This is a genomic window from Marinobacter litoralis, from assembly GCF_003336705.1.
In the GTDB taxonomy this organism is placed as follows: domain Bacteria; phylum Pseudomonadota; class Gammaproteobacteria; order Pseudomonadales; family Oleiphilaceae; genus Marinobacter; species Marinobacter litoralis.
Map to the genome: position 1 here is coordinate 660,477 of NZ_QMDL01000002.1, position 15,481 is coordinate 675,957.

General features: G+C 59.2%; 15 protein-coding genes. 11 read left to right on the top strand and 4 right to left on the bottom strand.

Annotation, left to right across the window (positions count from 1 at the left end; all coding sequences use genetic code 11):
• Positions 1-3: 3 nt before the first annotated feature.
• Positions 4-1,200 (bottom strand): acyl-CoA dehydrogenase family protein, encoded by a 1,197-nt coding sequence (locus tag DOQ08_RS08630; RefSeq protein WP_114334497.1) that lies wholly within the window; start codon positions 1,198-1,200, stop codon positions 4-6.
• Between the two features lie 23 nt (positions 1,201-1,223).
• Positions 1,224-2,000 carry an enoyl-CoA hydratase-related protein gene (locus DOQ08_RS08635; RefSeq protein WP_114334498.1) on the bottom strand — a complete coding sequence of 259 codons (777 nt, stop codon included), beginning with the start codon at positions 1,998-2,000 and terminating at the stop codon, positions 1,224-1,226.
• Between the two features lie 206 nt (positions 2,001-2,206).
• Here DOQ08_RS08635 and DOQ08_RS08640 point away from each other — a divergent pair, with 206 nt between their 5' ends.
• The 11 genes from DOQ08_RS08640 to DOQ08_RS08690 all read left to right on the top strand — a co-directional run bounded on the left by DOQ08_RS08640 (position 2,207) and on the right by DOQ08_RS08690 (position 13,168).
• Positions 2,207-3,871 (top strand): AMP-binding protein, encoded by a 1,665-nt coding sequence (locus tag DOQ08_RS08640; RefSeq protein ID WP_114334499.1) that lies wholly within the window; start codon positions 2,207-2,209, stop codon positions 3,869-3,871.
• Between the two features lie 30 nt (positions 3,872-3,901).
• A complete protein-coding gene (locus DOQ08_RS08645; RefSeq protein ID WP_114334500.1) occupies positions 3,902-4,669 on the top strand; it encodes an SDR family NAD(P)-dependent oxidoreductase in 768 nt (255 codons plus the stop codon).
• A 32-nt stretch (positions 4,670-4,701) separates the two neighbouring features.
• A complete protein-coding gene (gene badI / locus DOQ08_RS08650) occupies positions 4,702-5,484 on the top strand; it encodes a 2-ketocyclohexanecarboxyl-CoA hydrolase (RefSeq protein WP_114334501.1) in 783 nt (260 codons plus the stop codon).
• 55 nt (positions 5,485-5,539) lie between these two features.
• A complete protein-coding gene (gene aliB, locus DOQ08_RS08655) occupies positions 5,540-6,679 on the top strand; it encodes a cyclohexanecarboxyl-CoA dehydrogenase (protein ID WP_114334502.1) in 1,140 nt (379 codons plus the stop codon).
• 102 nt (positions 6,680-6,781) lie between these two features.
• The gene (locus DOQ08_RS08660) at positions 6,782-7,585 is read left to right on the top strand and encodes an ABC transporter ATP-binding protein (RefSeq protein ID WP_114334736.1); all 804 of its coding nucleotides are present in this window, start codon (positions 6,782-6,784) and stop codon (positions 7,583-7,585) included.
• The gene (locus DOQ08_RS08665; protein WP_114334503.1) at positions 7,582-8,304 is read left to right on the top strand and encodes an ABC transporter ATP-binding protein; all 723 of its coding nucleotides are present in this window, start codon (positions 7,582-7,584) and stop codon (positions 8,302-8,304) included. The genes DOQ08_RS08660 and DOQ08_RS08665 overlap by 4 nt, the downstream gene beginning before the upstream one ends.
• A gap of 53 nt (positions 8,305-8,357) precedes the next feature.
• A complete protein-coding gene (locus DOQ08_RS08670) occupies positions 8,358-9,566 on the top strand; it encodes an ABC transporter substrate-binding protein (RefSeq protein ID WP_114334504.1) in 1,209 nt (402 codons plus the stop codon).
• A 111-nt stretch (positions 9,567-9,677) separates the two neighbouring features.
• The gene (locus DOQ08_RS08675) at positions 9,678-10,565 is read left to right on the top strand and encodes a branched-chain amino acid ABC transporter permease (RefSeq protein WP_114334505.1); all 888 of its coding nucleotides are present in this window, start codon (positions 9,678-9,680) and stop codon (positions 10,563-10,565) included.
• 2 nt (positions 10,566-10,567) lie between these two features.
• Positions 10,568-11,563: a branched-chain amino acid ABC transporter permease gene (locus DOQ08_RS08680; protein WP_114334506.1), complete on the top strand. Its 996-nt coding sequence runs from the start codon at positions 10,568-10,570 to the stop codon at positions 11,561-11,563.
• A 32-nt stretch (positions 11,564-11,595) separates the two neighbouring features.
• Complete coding sequence (locus tag DOQ08_RS08685; protein ID WP_206074818.1) at positions 11,596-12,648, top strand: zinc-binding dehydrogenase; 1,053 nt, start codon at positions 11,596-11,598, stop codon at positions 12,646-12,648.
• 43 nt (positions 12,649-12,691) lie between these two features.
• A complete protein-coding gene (locus tag DOQ08_RS08690) occupies positions 12,692-13,168 on the top strand; it encodes a MarR family winged helix-turn-helix transcriptional regulator (protein ID WP_114334507.1) in 477 nt (158 codons plus the stop codon).
• Here DOQ08_RS08690 and pcaF read toward each other — a convergent pair.
• Positions 13,165-14,367, bottom strand: coding sequence for a 3-oxoadipyl-CoA thiolase (gene pcaF / locus DOQ08_RS08695; protein ID WP_114334508.1), 1,203 nt, complete (start codon positions 14,365-14,367; stop codon positions 13,165-13,167). The two genes, DOQ08_RS08690 and pcaF, sit on opposite strands and share 4 nt — an antisense overlap.
• Before the next feature lie 156 nt (positions 14,368-14,523).
• Positions 14,524-15,468, bottom strand: a complete 945-nt coding sequence (locus DOQ08_RS08700; RefSeq protein WP_114334509.1) for a LysR family transcriptional regulator — start codon at positions 15,466-15,468, stop codon at positions 14,524-14,526.
• Positions 15,469-15,481 lie beyond the last annotated feature (13 nt).

Here is a 15,481-nt window from a genome sequence, read left to right on the forward strand (position 1 = left end):
CTCCTAGAGTTCCAGAACCATCTTGGCGATGATGTTTTTCTGAATTTCATTGGAGCCGCCGTAAATCGACAGCTTGCGCATGTTGAAGTACTGACTGGCCGGTGCCGCACTGTAATCCTGGTACAGCGGGTCACCGTCAAAGTCCGGCTCCAGCTCATGCTCCAGGAATGGCAGAGCGTTGGACCCGAGCGCCTTGCGCATCAGATTGGTAATGGCCTGGCGAATTTCGGAACCCTGAATTTTCAGCAGCGAGCTTTCCGCACCCGGCACGCCACCATCGCGGGTAGCCGCGAGGATGCGCAAGGTGCTCATTTCCACTGCCATCAGGCGCATTTCCACTTCCGCAATGCGGGCCCGGAACATGGGATCTTCAATCAGGGGCCGACCACGAACCGTCTCGGCCATCGCGATCCGCTTGAGCTGCTCCAGGGCGGCCTTGGACAGACCAATGCCCGCCTGGCCGGTGCGCTCGTGGGTTAGCAGGTATTTCGCGCAAGTCCAGCCGCGGTTTTCCTCTCCCACCAGGTTTTCAACCGGCACCCGGACATTGTCGAAGAAAACTTCGTTCACTTCGTGCTCGCCATCCAGAGTAATGATCGGCCGCACGGTAATGCCCGGGGTGTCCATATCGATCAGTAAAAAGGAGATACCTTCCTGCTTTTTGGCGCCAGGATCGGTGCGTACCAGGCAGAAGATGCGGTTGGCATGCTGGCCCAAGGTGGTCCAGGTTTTCTGGCCGTTGACCACGTAATGGTCACCATCCCGATGAGCCCGGGTTTTCAGGCTCGCCAGGTCTGAGCCGGCACCCGGTTCAGAATAGCCCTGGCACCACCAGTCTTCGCCGGAAAGGATACGCGGCAGGTAATAGTCCTTCTGGGCGGGCGTACCGAACCTGATGATCACCGGAGCCACCATGTTGACGCCAAAGGAGACAATTCTCGGAGCACCGGCGGCGGCACACTCTTCATCAAAAATATGCTTTTGCACCACCGACCAGCCAGTGCCACCATGCTCAACCGGCCAGTTGACGGCGTACCATCCCTGCTGGCTCAGTATTTTCTGCCAGCGCTGATGATCGGACTTCGCCAGCCGGCGACCAAGGCGGACTTTCCGGGCCAGATCGTCGGGCAGGTTGCTCCTGAGAAAGGCCTGTACCTCTTGCCGGAACGCCTGTTCTTCCGGAGTAAAATGAATGTTCATAACGGCTCCTCGGCTTGCTTCCGTTAACGGTGGGTCCAGTCTGGCTGGCGCTTTTCCAGGAATGCGCCCATGCCTTCATCTCGGTCAGCGGAGGCAAAACTGGCCCAGAGCAACCTGCGCTCATAGTCCACGCCCGCTTTCAGACCAGTTTCAAAGGCCTGGTTAACCGCGTCTTTGTTTAGCATGGTCGCCATCAACGAATGGCCAGCGATCTCGGCCGCCACGGCCAGGGCCTGATCCACCAGCGTCTCTGAGGGAACCACCCGGCTTACCAGACCACTTCGTTCTGCTTCTTCAGCATCCATGGTGCGCCCTGTCAGGCACAGATCCATGGTCTTTGCCTTGCCGATAGCCCTTGCCAGGCGCTGGGTGCCTCCGGCTCCGGGCAAGGTTCCCACCTTGACTTCAGGTTGACCGAAACGGGCATTGTCAGCTGCAATGATCATGTCGCACATCATCGCCAACTCACAGCCACCACCCAGCGCCAGGCCAGCTACCGCCGCAATCACCGGTTTCCGACAACGGGTCACCGCTTCCCAGTTCGCCGATACAAAGCCTTCTCTATAAGCCCGGGAAAAATCCAGTTGGCGAACCTCCGAGATGTCGGCACCGGCTGCAAACGCCTTGTCACTTCCCGTCAGTACGATAGCGCGGATTTCGTTATCGGCCTCCAGCATGACCAGCGCATGAGACAGCTCATCCATCAAGTCGCCGTTCAGTGCGTTATACACCTCCGGCCGATGTAACCGGATCATGGCCACTGACCGGCGCCTTTCAAGCAATATATTGTTGTAATTCATAATTCTCCCCACTTCAGGAATCGCCCGCCTAACCACAAAGCCAACGCAAGTAATCTTCAACGTCTTTTTCCGAGACTACACCCGAATATTTTTTAAGGCAACATGTTGACATATTATTTTGAGCAGGCGTATCTTGCATACAACCGGGGCAGGCTTTTCACACTGCGCCCCTTACAACAACAAACCGGACGCAATAGGTGAATCAGATGGAGACAGGTATCTCTCTTAATCCGGAACGTCGTGCTGCCATGCTGGAAAGCGGCGCCTGGAACGACAAGATCATTACTGATTATCTCGACGAGGCGGTGGCCAGAACCCCTGATCGCAGCGCCATCGTGGGCTACCAGGTCACTGAAGATTCACGCACCACACTGACCTACCGACAACTGAACGACACCGTGACACGCATGGCGGCAGGGCTTGCCGCCCTGGGTATCCAGAAGGGTGACGTGGTGGCGTGCCAGCTGCCCAACTGGTGGCAAACTACCGCCCTGCACCTCGCCTGTATGCGCATTGGCGCCATCCTCAACCCGTTGATGCCGATTTTCCGGGAACGGGAACTGCGCTTCATGCTCAACCATGGCGAGGCCAAACTGCTGGTTATCCCGAAGGTATTTCGTAACTTTGATTACGAAGCCATGGTCGAGGGCCTTCTGGCGGAACTGCCAAAACTGGAGACCCTGCTGGTGATCGGCGGTGAAGGGGAGCGCAGTTTTGAACAACGCCTGCTGGCCACGGACTGGGAAAACCAACAGGACACCGACGCACTGTTTGCTGCGGCCAAGCCCGGCGCGGATGACGTTATCCAGATTCTCTACACCTCCGGCACCACGGGTGAACCCAAAGGGGTGATGCACACCTCCAACACGTTGTTCTCCAACGTACGCCCCTACGCCGACCGCCTGCACCTGAGCTCTGACGACAGCATTCTGATGGCCTCGCCCGTGGCACATCAGACCGGTTTCCTGTACGGCATCATGATGCCCGTCTATCTGGGCACAACCGCCATCCTTCAGGACATCTGGGATGCAGATTTCGTGTGCAAGGTCATTGCTACCGAGAAACCCGCATTCACCATGGCCTCGACACCGTTCCTGGCCGACCTGGTAAAGACCGCACCTAAACACGAGGGCGAACTGGATTCGCTCCGTATTTTCGTATCCGCCGGTGCGCCGATTCCGAGCGCCATCGTTGAACAGGCCAGCAAGACCCTGAAAGCCAAGATCGTATCCGCCTGGGGCATGACCGAGAACGGCGCCGTCACCATGACCCGCCCGGAAGATCCGGCCGAACGCGCCAGCCAGTCCGATGGCGTAGCACTGCCCTTCACTGAAGTGAAAGTTACCGACTTCAAAGGCAACCCCGTGGCTGCCGGCGAGGAGGGCAACCTGATGATGCGCGGCGCCAGCCTGTTTGTTGGCTATCTCAAACGCCCCGAATTATACGGCGTGGATGAAGACGGCTGGTTCAGCACCGGTGACCTCGCCCGCATGGACGAACAGGGCTACATCCGCATTACCGGGCGCACCAAGGATGTGGTGATCCGTGGCGGCGAGAACATTCCCGTCGTTGAGGTGGAGAACCTGCTCTACAAGTTCCCCGGCATTGCCGATGTGGCCCTGGTCGGCTGCCCGGATGATCGCCTGGGGGAACGGGTCTGCGCCTACGTCACACTGGAAGAGCACCGCACCGACCTCAGCCTGGACGACGTCAAGAACTACCTCATGGAACAGAAGCTCTCCAAGAGCTATCTGCCGGAATACCTGCAGGTCATCGAAGCCATGCCCCGGACCGCATCCGGCAAGATCCAGAAATTCAAACTGCGCGAGCAAGCCAAAGACATTCGTGTTGAGCCCGCCAAGCGCAGCTAACCCATTTAAAACACAAAACAGGAGATCAACATGAGAGGCCTTAACGGAAAAACAGTCATTGTGACCGGCGGTGGCGGTGGTATCGGCCGCGCCGTCTGCCTGCGCTTTGCTGAAGAAGGCAGCCTGGTGGCGGTCCTCGATCGTGATGCCGGCGCCGCCCAAGCCACCGTCGACCTGATCACCGAAAACGGCGGCAAGGCGAAAGCCTATGCGGCAGACATCACCAACTACGCCGCCATCAATGACACGGTTTCCACTATTGAGAGCGAGCTGGGCGTACCGACCGTGCTGGTAAACAACGCCGGTTTCGACCGTTTCATGCCATTCCTGAAGACCGAACCCAAGCTTTGGGATCAGCTGATTGCCGTTAACCTGACCGGTGCTCTGAACATGCACCACGTGGTGCTGCCGAAGATGATCGCAGCCGGCGGCGGCAAGGTCATCAACGTAGCCTCGGACGCAGCGCGCGTTGGCTCTTCCGGTGAATCCGTCTACGCCGCCTGCAAAGCCGGCCTGGTGGGCTTCAGCAAGACCGTTGCCCGAGAACTGGCGACCAAGAACGTGTGCCTGAACGTGGTCTGCCCCGGCCCTACCGATACCGCCCTGCTCAAGGGCGTGGCGGAAACCGCCCCGAACCCGGAAAAACTGCTGGAAGCCTTCCGCAATGCCGTTCCCATGAAGCGCCTGGCCCAGCCGGAAGACTATCCCGGCATCATCGCCCTGCTTGCCAGTGACGACGCGAATTTCATCACCGGCCAGGTGATCAGTGTGTCCGGCGGCCTGACCATGGCCGGCTAAGCGCACCACAACAAGATTCAGGAGAACGCATCATGAATTACGAAGACATTCTGTACGAAGAGAACAACGGCGTAGCCACCATCACCATCAACCGTCCGGACCGCTACAACGCCTTCCGCGGCCAGACCTGCATGGAGCTTCTGGACGCCTTCAACCGCGCCGGCTGGAACAAAGAGATCGGGGTGATTGTGTTCACCGGCGCCGGCGACAAAGCCTTCTGTACCGGCGGCGACCAGGGTGCTCACGAGGGCCAGTACGACGGCCGCGGCCTGATCGGCCTGCCGGTGGAAGAACTGCAACGCACCATCCGTGAAGTTCCCAAACCGGTCATCGCCCGCGTTAACGGCTTCGCCATTGGTGGTGGCCACGTACTGCACGTGATCTGTGACCTGAGCATTGCCTCTGAGACCGCTATCTTCGGCCAGGTCGGCCCCAAGGTCGGCTCGGTGGACCCAGGCTTTGGCACCGCCTACCTGGCCCGTGTTGTTGGCGAAAAACGGGCCCGGGAAATCTGGTACCTGTGCCGAAAATACAGCGCCAAACAAGCACTGGAGTGGGGCCTCGTGAATGCCGTGGTGCCGCCCGAGCAGCTGGATGAGGAAGTTCAGAAGTGGTGCGAGGAAATCCTCGAGAAGAGCCCGACGGCACTGACCATCGCCAAGCGCTCCTTCAACGCGGACAGCGACAACATCGGTGGCATTGGCGCCCTCGGTATGCAGGCACTGAGCCTGTACTACGACACCGAGGAGTCCAAGGAAGGCGTGAATGCCTTCAAGGAAAAGCGCAAGCCGGAATTCCGCAAATACTACAAATAAGCCCTGAGCCCGGCCGCAACTCTCGGCCGGGCGGCAACCAGACCCGGAGAACACCATGAATTTCGCATTCAATGAAGAACAGAACGCGATCCGCGAGGTTGTGGCCCGTTTCAGCGCCGAGGTGCTGGCTCCGGGCTATCGCAAGCGCGATCAGGAAGGGGTGATCGAGCGCGACGTGATCCGCCAGCTTGGTGAGATGGGCCTGCTCGGTGGTGAACTGCCGGAAGAATTCGGCGGCAGCGGCATGGACTGCGTCACCAGCGGCCTGATCATTGAGGAGATTGCCAAAGGCGATTTCAACGTAGGCTACATCCCGCTGCTGACGTCGCTGAATGGCCAGATCATTGCCAGCCATGCCAGCCCGGAGCTTGCCAAAGAATGGTTGCACGGCATGACGACCGGCCAGAAGGTTGCCTGCATTGCCCTGACCGAGCCCCACGGTGGCTCCGATGCGGCCAACCTGCGCCTGAAAGCCGAGAAGAAAGGTGATGTCTACGTGCTCAACGGCGAGAAAACGTCCATCTCGATGGCCGACCAGGCGGATGTGGCGGTGGTATTTGCCCGCACCGGTACCGTTGAGCAACGAGCCTCAGGCATCAGTGCGTTTCTGGTACCCATGAACACCCCGGGTATCACCACCACCCGCTTTGAAGATAACGGCCAGCGCGCTATCGGCCGTGGCTCCATCTTCTTTGACAACGTGGAAGTGCCCGCCAATTACATGATGGGAGACGAGGGCAAAGGCTTCAAACAGGTGATGCAAGGCTTTGATTACAGCCGTGCCCTGATTGGCCTCCAGTGCCTGGCCGTAGCCCAGCAATCCCTGGATGAAACCTGGCAGTGGCTGACCGAGCGTACCGCCTTCGGCCAGAACCTTGCCGCTTTCCAGGGCCTGACGCACCCGCTGGCCGAGTATCAGACCTATGTCCATGCCGCACGCATGCAGTGCTACCACGCTTTGTGGCTGAAGGATAACAACCTGCCCCACAACGCGGAGGCCGCCATGAATAAATGGTGGGGACCCAAGCTGGCGTTTGATGTGGTGAAACAGTGCCTGCTGGCCCACGGCCATACCGGCTGGGGCGAGGATCTGCCCTTTGCCCAGCGGCTGCGCGACGTGCTCGGGCTGCAGATTGGCGACGGCACCGCCCAGATTATGAAGAACATCATCGCAAGGGAATACCTGCCCAAATAACGAATCACTCCGTCCTTGGGCTTTTCACCCATTTTCTCCGGTAATGGGAAGATGGGTTTTTTTCCATCCTGCCAGATTTAAACAATGACAAAAGGCGGCATGATGACCAGACCCGTACTTGAAGCACGCAACCTGACCAAAGAGTTCAGCGGCTTTACCGCCGTAGATGACGTCGACCTGCTGATCAGCGAAGGCAGCATCCACGCCCTGATCGGCCCCAACGGTGCCGGCAAGACCACCGTGTTCAACCTGTTGACGAAATTTCTTCAGCCTACCCGTGGCCAGATCCTCTTTCACGGGGAAGACATCACTCCCCTGAAATCCGCCGCCATTGCCCGCAAAGGCATTGTTCGCTCGTTCCAGATCTCCGCCGTGTTCCCCCACATGACCGCGCTGGAGAATATCCGTGTGGCCCTGCAAACCGCAGAGGGCTCGTCCTACAGTTTCTGGAAATCCGGCAACTCCCTGCACAAGCTCAACGAGCGCTGCATGGAGCTGCTGGAGTCTGTCGGCCTGGCCGAGTTCGCCAACACCACCACGGTGGAGCTGGCCTACGGCCGAAAACGGGCGCTGGAGCTGGCCACCACCCTGGCCATGGAACCCCAGCTGTTGCTGCTGGATGAACCCACCCAGGGCATGGGCTCGGAAGACGTCGACCGCGTGGTGGCACTGGTGCGCAAGGCCGCCCAGGGCCGCACAGTGCTGATGGTGGAGCACAACCTGAGCGTGGTCAGCAAGCTGTGCGACCGCATCACCGTCTTGGCCCAGGGGGCAGTATTGGCTGAGGGCGATTACCACACGGTTTCTGCCGACCCACGGGTGCGTGAGGTGTACATGGGCAGTGCCGGCAGCGGCGAACGGGGTTCACAGGGCGCCGCCAGTGATAACGTGGAGGCGGCCCAATGAGCAAGAGCCCGGATCGCGAATACGAGCAGCTGCGCATTTCCGGCTTGCACGCATACTATGGCCAATCTCACATTCTGCACGGCATTGATCTGATGGTGCACCGTGGCGAACTGGTCACCCTGCTGGGCCGCAACGGCGCCGGGCGCAGCACCACGCTGAAGGCCATCATGAACATGGTGGGCCGGCGCACCGGCTCCATCATGATCAACGGCGAAGAAACCATGCAGCGCGCGCCTCATCATATTGCCAGGTTGGGGGTCGGGTATTGCCCCGAACATCGGGGCATTTTTTCCTCCCTCAGCGTGCAGGAAAACCTGACCCTGCCGCCGGTGGTACGCAGCGGCGGCATGAGCCTGGAAGAAATCTACACCATGTTCCCCAACCTCTACGAGCGCCGCTTCAGCCAGGGCACCAAGCTCTCTGGCGGCGAACAGCAGATGCTGGCCATGGCCCGCATTCTGCGCACCGGCGCCAACATGCTGTTGCTGGATGAAATCACCGAAGGCCTGGCTCCGGTGATCGTGGAGAAACTGGGGGAAGTTCTGATAGCTCTGAAGAACAAGGGCCTGACCATTGTTCTGGTGGAGCAGAATTTCCACTTTGCCGCGCCGTTGGCCGACCGACACTACGTGGTGGAGCATGGCCGGATTGTGGAAGAAATCAGCGCCAACGAACTGAGCGCCAAGCAGTCGGTGCTGGACAGCTATCTCGGGGTCTGACCCGACACCAACAACAACCCGAACCAACGCAAGACAGTAGCGGAGAAACAACAATGACAATGATGAAAAAGCTTCTGACCTCAGCCGTTGCCTCAGCCCTGATGGCTGGAGGTGCCCAGGCGGCTATCTCGGACAACACTGTAAAAATTGGCTACCTGGCCGACATGTCTGGCACTTACCGGGATCTGGCTGGCCCAAACGGGCTGAAAGCCATGGAGATGGCGGTCGCGGATTTCGGGGGACGAGTCAACGGGGCAAAGATTGAAATCGTCAGTGCGGATGATCGTAACAGCGCCGACGTAGCCTCAAGTACGGTACGCCGCTGGCTGGAGAACGATGGCGTGGACATGGTGGGCGGCCTGGTGGCGTCTTCGGTGACTCTGGCGGCGGTACGCCTGCTGGAGCAGAACGATAAACTCGGGTTGGTATCCGGTGCCGCTGCAGCGAGTATTTCAAACGAAAGCTGCACACCCAATCACATTCACTACGTGTACGACACCTATGCCTTCTCCGTCGGCACCCCGACCGCCATGGTTAAGGAAGGCAACAAGCGCTGGTTCATTCTAGCCGCCGACTATGCCTTCGGCCATGCTCTGGAGGCCGACGTGACCCGCGTGGTAGAGGCCAATGGAGGCGAAGTGGTGGGCAGCATTCGACACCCCTTCCCGACCTCTGACTTTTCCTCCTTCATCTTGCAGGCGCAGTCTTCCGGTGCCGACGTGATCGCCCTGGCGAATGCCGGCTCCGATACCACCAACGCCATCACCACCGCGGCGGAATTTGGTGTGACCCAGGCAGGCCAGGCCATTGCCGGTCTGGTGGTGTTTCTGAGCGACATTCACGCCCTGGGCCCGGAAGTCGCCCAGGGGCTGGAGCTCACCACCGGCTGGTACTGGGACATGAACGACGAAACCCGCGAATGGTCCGATCGCTTCATGGCGGAAACCGGCGTGCGCCCCACGATGATTCATGCCGGGGTCTACTCCAGCACCATGCAATACCTCAAAGCAGTTGAAGCTACCGGCTCTGACGATGCCCAGACCGTACGCCAGCAAATGATCAAAACACCGATCAACGACATGTTTGCCAGCAACGGCTACATCCGGGAAGACGGCCGCATGGTGCACGACATGTACCTGACCCGGGTAAAGACGCCCGAGGAATCCGCCAATGAGTGGGATCTTTACGAAATTGTTCGCACCATTCCCGGAGACGAGGCCTTCCGTCCGCTTTCCGAGAGCAAGTGCAAACTGGTGAACTAAGCAACGGGGAATTGCCCGGTGCCCGGTCTTCAGGCGCGACCGGCGCCGGGCACCCGCCCGGACGAATACCCCAACAAAAACAACGTCTGCGCTGCTTGTGGAGTTAGCAACATGACCATGATTTTCGGCGTCCCCCTTGCTGTGCTGTCTGGCCAGCTGCTGATCGGGATTATCAACGGCGCCTTTTATGCCCTGTTAAGCCTTGGCCTTGCGGTTATCTTCGGCCTGCTGAAGATCATCAACTTCGCCCATGGCGCCATGTACATGCTTGGCGCCATGGGCACCGTGCTGATGTTCGATTATCTGGGCGTGAACTATTGGGTCGCCCTTTTCCTGGCACCCTTGCTGGTAGGCACATTGGGTGTTGCCATTGAATATTTCCTGCTGCGCCGCATCGCCGGGCAGGATCACATTTACAGCCTGCTTCTGACCTTCGGTGTTGCGCTGATCATTTCCGGTGTGCTGGTGAACTGGTTCGGTGTTTCCGGGCTCCGCTACAGCATGCCCGATATGTTCAAAGGCGGGGTCAATCTTGGCTTCATGTTCCTGCCGTATTATCGGGCCTGGGTCATCGTTGCGGCATTGCTTGTGTGTTTTGCAACCTGGTTCATCATCGAAAAAACCAAGCTCGGCTCCTACTTACGGGCCGGTACCGAGGATTCACAGCTGATGCAGGGCTTTGGTATTAACGTACCTCTGCTTATCAGCCTGACCTATGGTTTTGGTGTGGCATTGGCGGCGTTCGCCGGTGTTCTGGCCGCACCGATTTACTCGGTTACGCCGGTTATGGGGGCGGCGACCCTGATTACCGTGTTTGCCGTGGTGGTGATCGGCGGCATGGGCTCCATTGGTGGCGCTATCATCACCGGCATTCTGATGGGCGTTATTGAGGGGCTGACCAAAACCTTCTACCCGCCGGCTTCCTCGGCGGTCATTTTCCTCGTCATGGTTCTGGTGCTGATGTTCCGGCCCAGTGGCCTGTTCGGTAAGGAGGCATAATCATGAACCAGTCTGTGAACCCTGCCGACATCCACAAAGCCATTGTCGAGCAGCAGAAGATCCAGGACCGCAAGAAACTGATGGTGAACGGCGTGCTGCTGCTGTTGCTGCTGGCTGCCCCCTTCGTGATGTACCCGGTCTTCCTGATGAAGATCCTGTGTTTTGCGCTGTTTGCGGTGGCCTTCAACCTGCTGTTCGGCTTTACCGGTTTGCTGTCCTTCGGTCATGCCGCCTTCCTGGCCACTGGGGGCTACACCACGGGCTACCTGCTCAGTAATGTCTCGGGCCTGACCACCGAGCTGGGTATCATTGCCGGTACCGCCACGGCTACCCTGTTGGGGCTGGCCTTTGCGTTGCTGTCGATCCGCCGGCAAGGCATCTACTTCGCCATGGTCACCCTGGCGCTGGCACAGCTGGTGTTCTTCTTCTTTGTGCAGTCGGAATTCACCGGCGGCGAAGACGGCATGCACGGTATCCCCCGGGGCGAGCTGTTTGGCCTGATCAACCTCGAAGACAACCTCAACATGTACTACTTCGTGCTGGTGGTGTTCATCGCCTGCTACCTGCTGGTGCAGCGCATTGTCAGCAGCCCGTACGGGCAGATCCTGAAAGCCATCAAGCAGAACGAGCCGCGGGCGGTGTCGCTGGGGTACAACGTGGATCGCTACAAGATCCTGGCCTTTGTCATCTCCGCCGCGCTGGCGGGCCTGGCCGGCTCCATGAAATCCGTGGTGTTCCAGCTGGCGTCCCTGAACGATGCCCACTGGCACATGTCGGGCGAGGTCATCCTGATGACTCTGGTGGGCGGCATGGGTACGCTGCTGGGGCCGGTGGTGGGCGCCACCTTTGTGGTGAACATCGAATACCAGCTGTCCCAGGGGCCGCTGCGCGACTGGGTAGATCCGATCCTCGGCGGCATCTTTGTACTGACCGTACTGGCCTTCCGCAGCGGGATTGTGGGGGCAATTGAGACCCTGGTGAAACGCAACTTCCGATAAACCAGCAATACTGGCACAACGCAGGAGAAGCTATGATGAAAGCCGCATTTATTACCGGCCACGGTGGCAACGAAGTGGTCGAAGTCCGGCACTGTGAAAAACCTCGGCGTCAGCCCGGTGACATTCTGGTTCACGTCAAGGCCGCTACTCTCAACCAGGTCGACCTGTATATGCGCAACAGTGGCGCCGGCATCACGCACCATTTGCCTCAGATCATGGGCGTGGACGGGGCCGGCGTTGTCGCGGAAACCGGCAAGGCCAGCGGGCACTTTCACGAAGGGCAATCGGTGGTGCTGTTTCCGGCCCTCAGCTGTGGCCAGTGCGAATTCTGCCAACGGGGCGATCAGAGCCTGTGCCTGCGAATTCAGTTTCTGGGAGAGCAGACCGACGGCACCTTCGCCGAGTGGATCAGCGTGCCGGCAGCCAATGTTTTTCCAATGCCAGGACACCTCACTTTCGCCGAAGGTGCCGCTCTGGGGGTAAACTTCCTGACCGCCTGGCGGATGCTGTTCACCAAGGCCCAACTGAAACCCTGGGAAACCGTTCTGGTGTTTGGCGTGGGTGGCGGGGTATCGCTGGCGGCGATGCAACTGGCTAAAGCGGCAGGCGCCAGGGTAATTGTAACCTCTCGCGACACGGACAAACTCGACCGCGCCCTGGCCATGGGGGCCGATGCCGCCATCAACAGTCAGGATCAGGAGGTGGCGAAAGCGGCCCTTGAATACACGAACGGGCGCGGCGTGGATGTGGTGATTGAAAACATCGGCGAAGCGGTCTGGTCCCAGGCCATGAAATCACTGGTACGGGGTGGGCGACTGGTAACCTGCGGGGCCACATCCGGAGCTCAGCCGGGCGCGGATTTGCAGCGCCTGTTCGTGCGCCAGCTCCAGATCTTCGGTTCTACCGGTGGAACGCTCGCCGAATTCAGCGACCTTCTGAAGTTCGTCCAACGCCACCGAATTCAACCGGTGATTGATCGCAGCTTCCCCCTGGAGCAGATCCATCATGCCTTGAATCATCTCGAGTCTGGAAAGAAAATGGGGAAAGTTGCCCTGAATCTGTGTGAAGATACCCATGATTCATAAATTCAGGCAGTCTGCCAATGCACCACCCCCAGCAGGACCGCACATGCTCGTAAACGAATCCGGCGGCATTCCCAACCGGCTTTTTTTCCGATTATTCCAAACCGGAAACATTCTACAACGCCAGGTACAGAACGAAATGGGCATCAGTGCCGTCCAGTGGGCGGTGCTGGGGGCACTTTCCCGGGAGGGCTTTGAATCCGGCACCTCTTTCAACCAGCTCAAAGGCTATCTGTTTGTCAGCCGTCAGAACCTGGATGGCGTGCTCAAACGCATGGAAAGAGACGGCCATGTGATACGAATGCCAGACCCGGAGGATCGCCGGGCAAGACTGGTGGTTCTGACCAGTGCGGGCCGCGAGTACTGGAACCAACTGCAGGACACCATCACCAACTTCTACGAGCAGGCCTTACAGGGCATGAGCTTTGATGATGGTGTCAGCCTGCTGCACTTGCTCAAGAAGCTACAGCAGGATCTGATCAATGTCTCCCTCGCCGGCGAAGACGACACGCCAGCGGCTTAACAGCGCTCGATCAGCAGGGCAATACCCTGGCCGACGCCAACACACATGGTACAGAGGCCGTACCGGCCCTGTTGACGTTGCAACTGGAGCGCCGCCGTCATCACCAGGCGGGCGCCGGACATGCCCAGTGGGTGCCCCAGCGCGATGGCTCCGCCGTTAGGGTTTACCCTCGGGTCGTCATCAGCCACACCAAGCTCCCTGAGCACCGCCAGCCCCTGGGCGGCAAATGCCTCGTTCAGCTCAATAACATCGATTTCTTCAAGGCCGATCCCCAGGCGTTTCAAGAGTTTCTCAGTTGCAGGTACCGGGCCAATACCCATCACCGACGGCTCCACACCCGCCGTGGCCATACCCACAATACGTGCGACTGGCTCAAGCCCATGGGCCTCCACCGCCTCACGGCTGGCGACCAACATGGCGGCGGCACCGTCATTCACACCGGAGGCATTGCCAGCGGTGACACTGCCGTCCTCCCGAAAAGGCGTGGGTAACGCGGCCAGCTTCTCAAGCGTCGTGCTCCGGGGATGTTCATCAACCGCCACCAACAGTGGTTCTTGCTTGCGGCGAGGAATTTCCACCGGCACGATCTCATCCTTGAAGATACCTGAATTCTGCGCAGCCTCGGCCTTTTGCTGGGAGCGCAGGGCAAACCGGTCCTGGTCCACGCGGGAAATCCCGTAGCGTTTCGCCACGTTCTCGGCCGTCTCCGGCATGGATTCAATACCGTACTGTTGCTTCATCAACGGGTTTACCAGGCGCCAGCCAATGGTGGTATCTTCCAGCATCTGGGCCCGGGAGAAGGCGGTATCGGCCTTGCCCATGACATAAGGCGCCCGGGACATAGACTCCACACCGCCAGCGACGACCAACTCCATCTCACCGGTGGCAATAGCTCTGAATGCGGAGCCCACGGCATCCATGCCTGAGCCGCAGAGCCGGTTCAGGGTAACGCCGGGCACTGAGACCGGAAGGCCCGCCAGGAGCGCCGACATCCGGGCCACGTTGCGGTTGTCTTCCCCCGCCTGATTGGCGCAGCCGAGCATGACTTCATCAATCGCTTCCGGAGCTAGCCCCGGTGCCTCGCCAACGACAGCGCGGATAACGTGGGCCGCAAGATCATCCGGACGCACCGTCGACAGAGAACCGCCGAAACGGCCGATAGCGGTACGACGCGGGTGACAGATAAAAACCTCACGCATGGGGAAAACCTCTGTGGATGTGATCGAACCGGTCGGAAGGGGTCAGCCATCCAAACGCCCTGACCAAAGCTAACAGCCTGAAAGAAATGCCACAATTATATATTTGGCATAAAACCCATAACCGAAATGAATACCCTGGCAGACCGATATTCCCTGTCAAAACAGCAGCTCACCCACCCAGCGCTGGTCATGCACTTGCGCTGCGACCTCCTGCAGAATCACCTCCGTCAGTTTCATGGTTGCGATGGACGGGGGAATATTGCCGGGCGTTGCAATCGCCAGGGTACGCTTGATTTCCGGGCTGACAATCGGCACCACTGCCACCTCGCCCCGAGCGGCCACTTCCTCCACCGAAACCGACGATAGAATGGTATAGCCGAGATTCTGGTTCACCATGTGCGCCATAAGCGGCCAGGCACTGACCTCAAAGGCCATGTTAATCTTCTGCCCCCGGGCCATGGCTTCTTTTTCCATCCGGGCCCGCACGCCGTGCTTTTCTTCCGGCAGTATGAGCGGCAGACTCAGCACCTCATCCAGGTCGACCGCCTCCCGTTTCGCAAGGTCCGAGTCCGGAGGTGCAATCAGGGCAAAGCGCTCCTCTACCAGTGGCTGGTAACGCAAGTGCCGGTTCTTTTTCTGGTCGTCGGTGATGGCGATGTCCAGTTTCTGTTGCGAAACCATCTGTTGCAGAGTACCGCTCATGGCAGAGCGAAGCGCCAGCGTTACCCGCGGATAGAGACGACGAAACTCTTTGATAATCGCAGTTGCCAGGCCATGGGACACCGTCGGCAACAGGCCGAGCGTAACGTGCCCCGTGACGCTCCCCGCCACCGCGCTGACATCCGCCTGTAACTGCTCGGCTTCCTGCAATAACGCCCGGGCCCGCTGATACAGGAGCTCGCCCGCTGTGGTCAGTTGCACACCCCGCCCCAGGCGCACAAACACTTCCACATCCAGGGCCTCTTCCAGCATCCGGATCTGCCGGCTAAGCGCTGGTTGGGCGATAAACAGCGTTTCCGAGGCACGGCTGAAGCTGCCTTTATCGGCAATGGTGATGAAGGTTTTCAGTTGGCGCAGATCAAGTTTCAGGCTGGGATTCATAACCGCATCCAGT

What these genes read in the sequence shown, in the direction of transcription:
- DOQ08_RS08630 (WP_114334497.1), bottom strand. Translation starts at nt 1,200, where the DNA reads ATGAACATTCATTTTACTCCGGAAGAACAGGCGTTCCGGCAAGAGGTA.
- DOQ08_RS08635 (WP_114334498.1), bottom strand. Translation starts at nt 2,000, where the DNA reads ATGAATTACAACAATATATTGCTTGAAAGGCGCCGGTCAGTGGCCATG.
- DOQ08_RS08640 (WP_114334499.1), top strand. Translation starts at nt 2,207, where the DNA reads ATGGAGACAGGTATCTCTCTTAATCCGGAACGTCGTGCTGCCATGCTG.
- DOQ08_RS08645 (WP_114334500.1), top strand. Translation starts at nt 3,902, where the DNA reads ATGAGAGGCCTTAACGGAAAAACAGTCATTGTGACCGGCGGTGGCGGT.
- badI (WP_114334501.1), top strand. Translation starts at nt 4,702, where the DNA reads ATGAATTACGAAGACATTCTGTACGAAGAGAACAACGGCGTAGCCACC.
- aliB (WP_114334502.1), top strand. Translation starts at nt 5,540, where the DNA reads ATGAATTTCGCATTCAATGAAGAACAGAACGCGATCCGCGAGGTTGTG.
- DOQ08_RS08660 (WP_114334736.1), top strand. Translation starts at nt 6,782, where the DNA reads ATGACCAGACCCGTACTTGAAGCACGCAACCTGACCAAAGAGTTCAGC.
- DOQ08_RS08665 (WP_114334503.1), top strand. Translation starts at nt 7,582, where the DNA reads ATGAGCAAGAGCCCGGATCGCGAATACGAGCAGCTGCGCATTTCCGGC.
- DOQ08_RS08670 (WP_114334504.1), top strand. Translation starts at nt 8,358, where the DNA reads ATGACAATGATGAAAAAGCTTCTGACCTCAGCCGTTGCCTCAGCCCTG.
- DOQ08_RS08675 (WP_114334505.1), top strand. Translation starts at nt 9,678, where the DNA reads ATGACCATGATTTTCGGCGTCCCCCTTGCTGTGCTGTCTGGCCAGCTG.
- DOQ08_RS08680 (WP_114334506.1), top strand. Translation starts at nt 10,568, where the DNA reads ATGAACCAGTCTGTGAACCCTGCCGACATCCACAAAGCCATTGTCGAG.
- DOQ08_RS08685 (WP_206074818.1), top strand. Translation starts at nt 11,596, where the DNA reads ATGATGAAAGCCGCATTTATTACCGGCCACGGTGGCAACGAAGTGGTC.
- DOQ08_RS08690 (WP_114334507.1), top strand. Translation starts at nt 12,692, where the DNA reads ATGCTCGTAAACGAATCCGGCGGCATTCCCAACCGGCTTTTTTTCCGA.
- pcaF (WP_114334508.1), bottom strand. Translation starts at nt 14,367, where the DNA reads ATGCGTGAGGTTTTTATCTGTCACCCGCGTCGTACCGCTATCGGCCGT.
- DOQ08_RS08700 (WP_114334509.1), bottom strand. Translation starts at nt 15,468, where the DNA reads ATGAATCCCAGCCTGAAACTTGATCTGCGCCAACTGAAAACCTTCATC.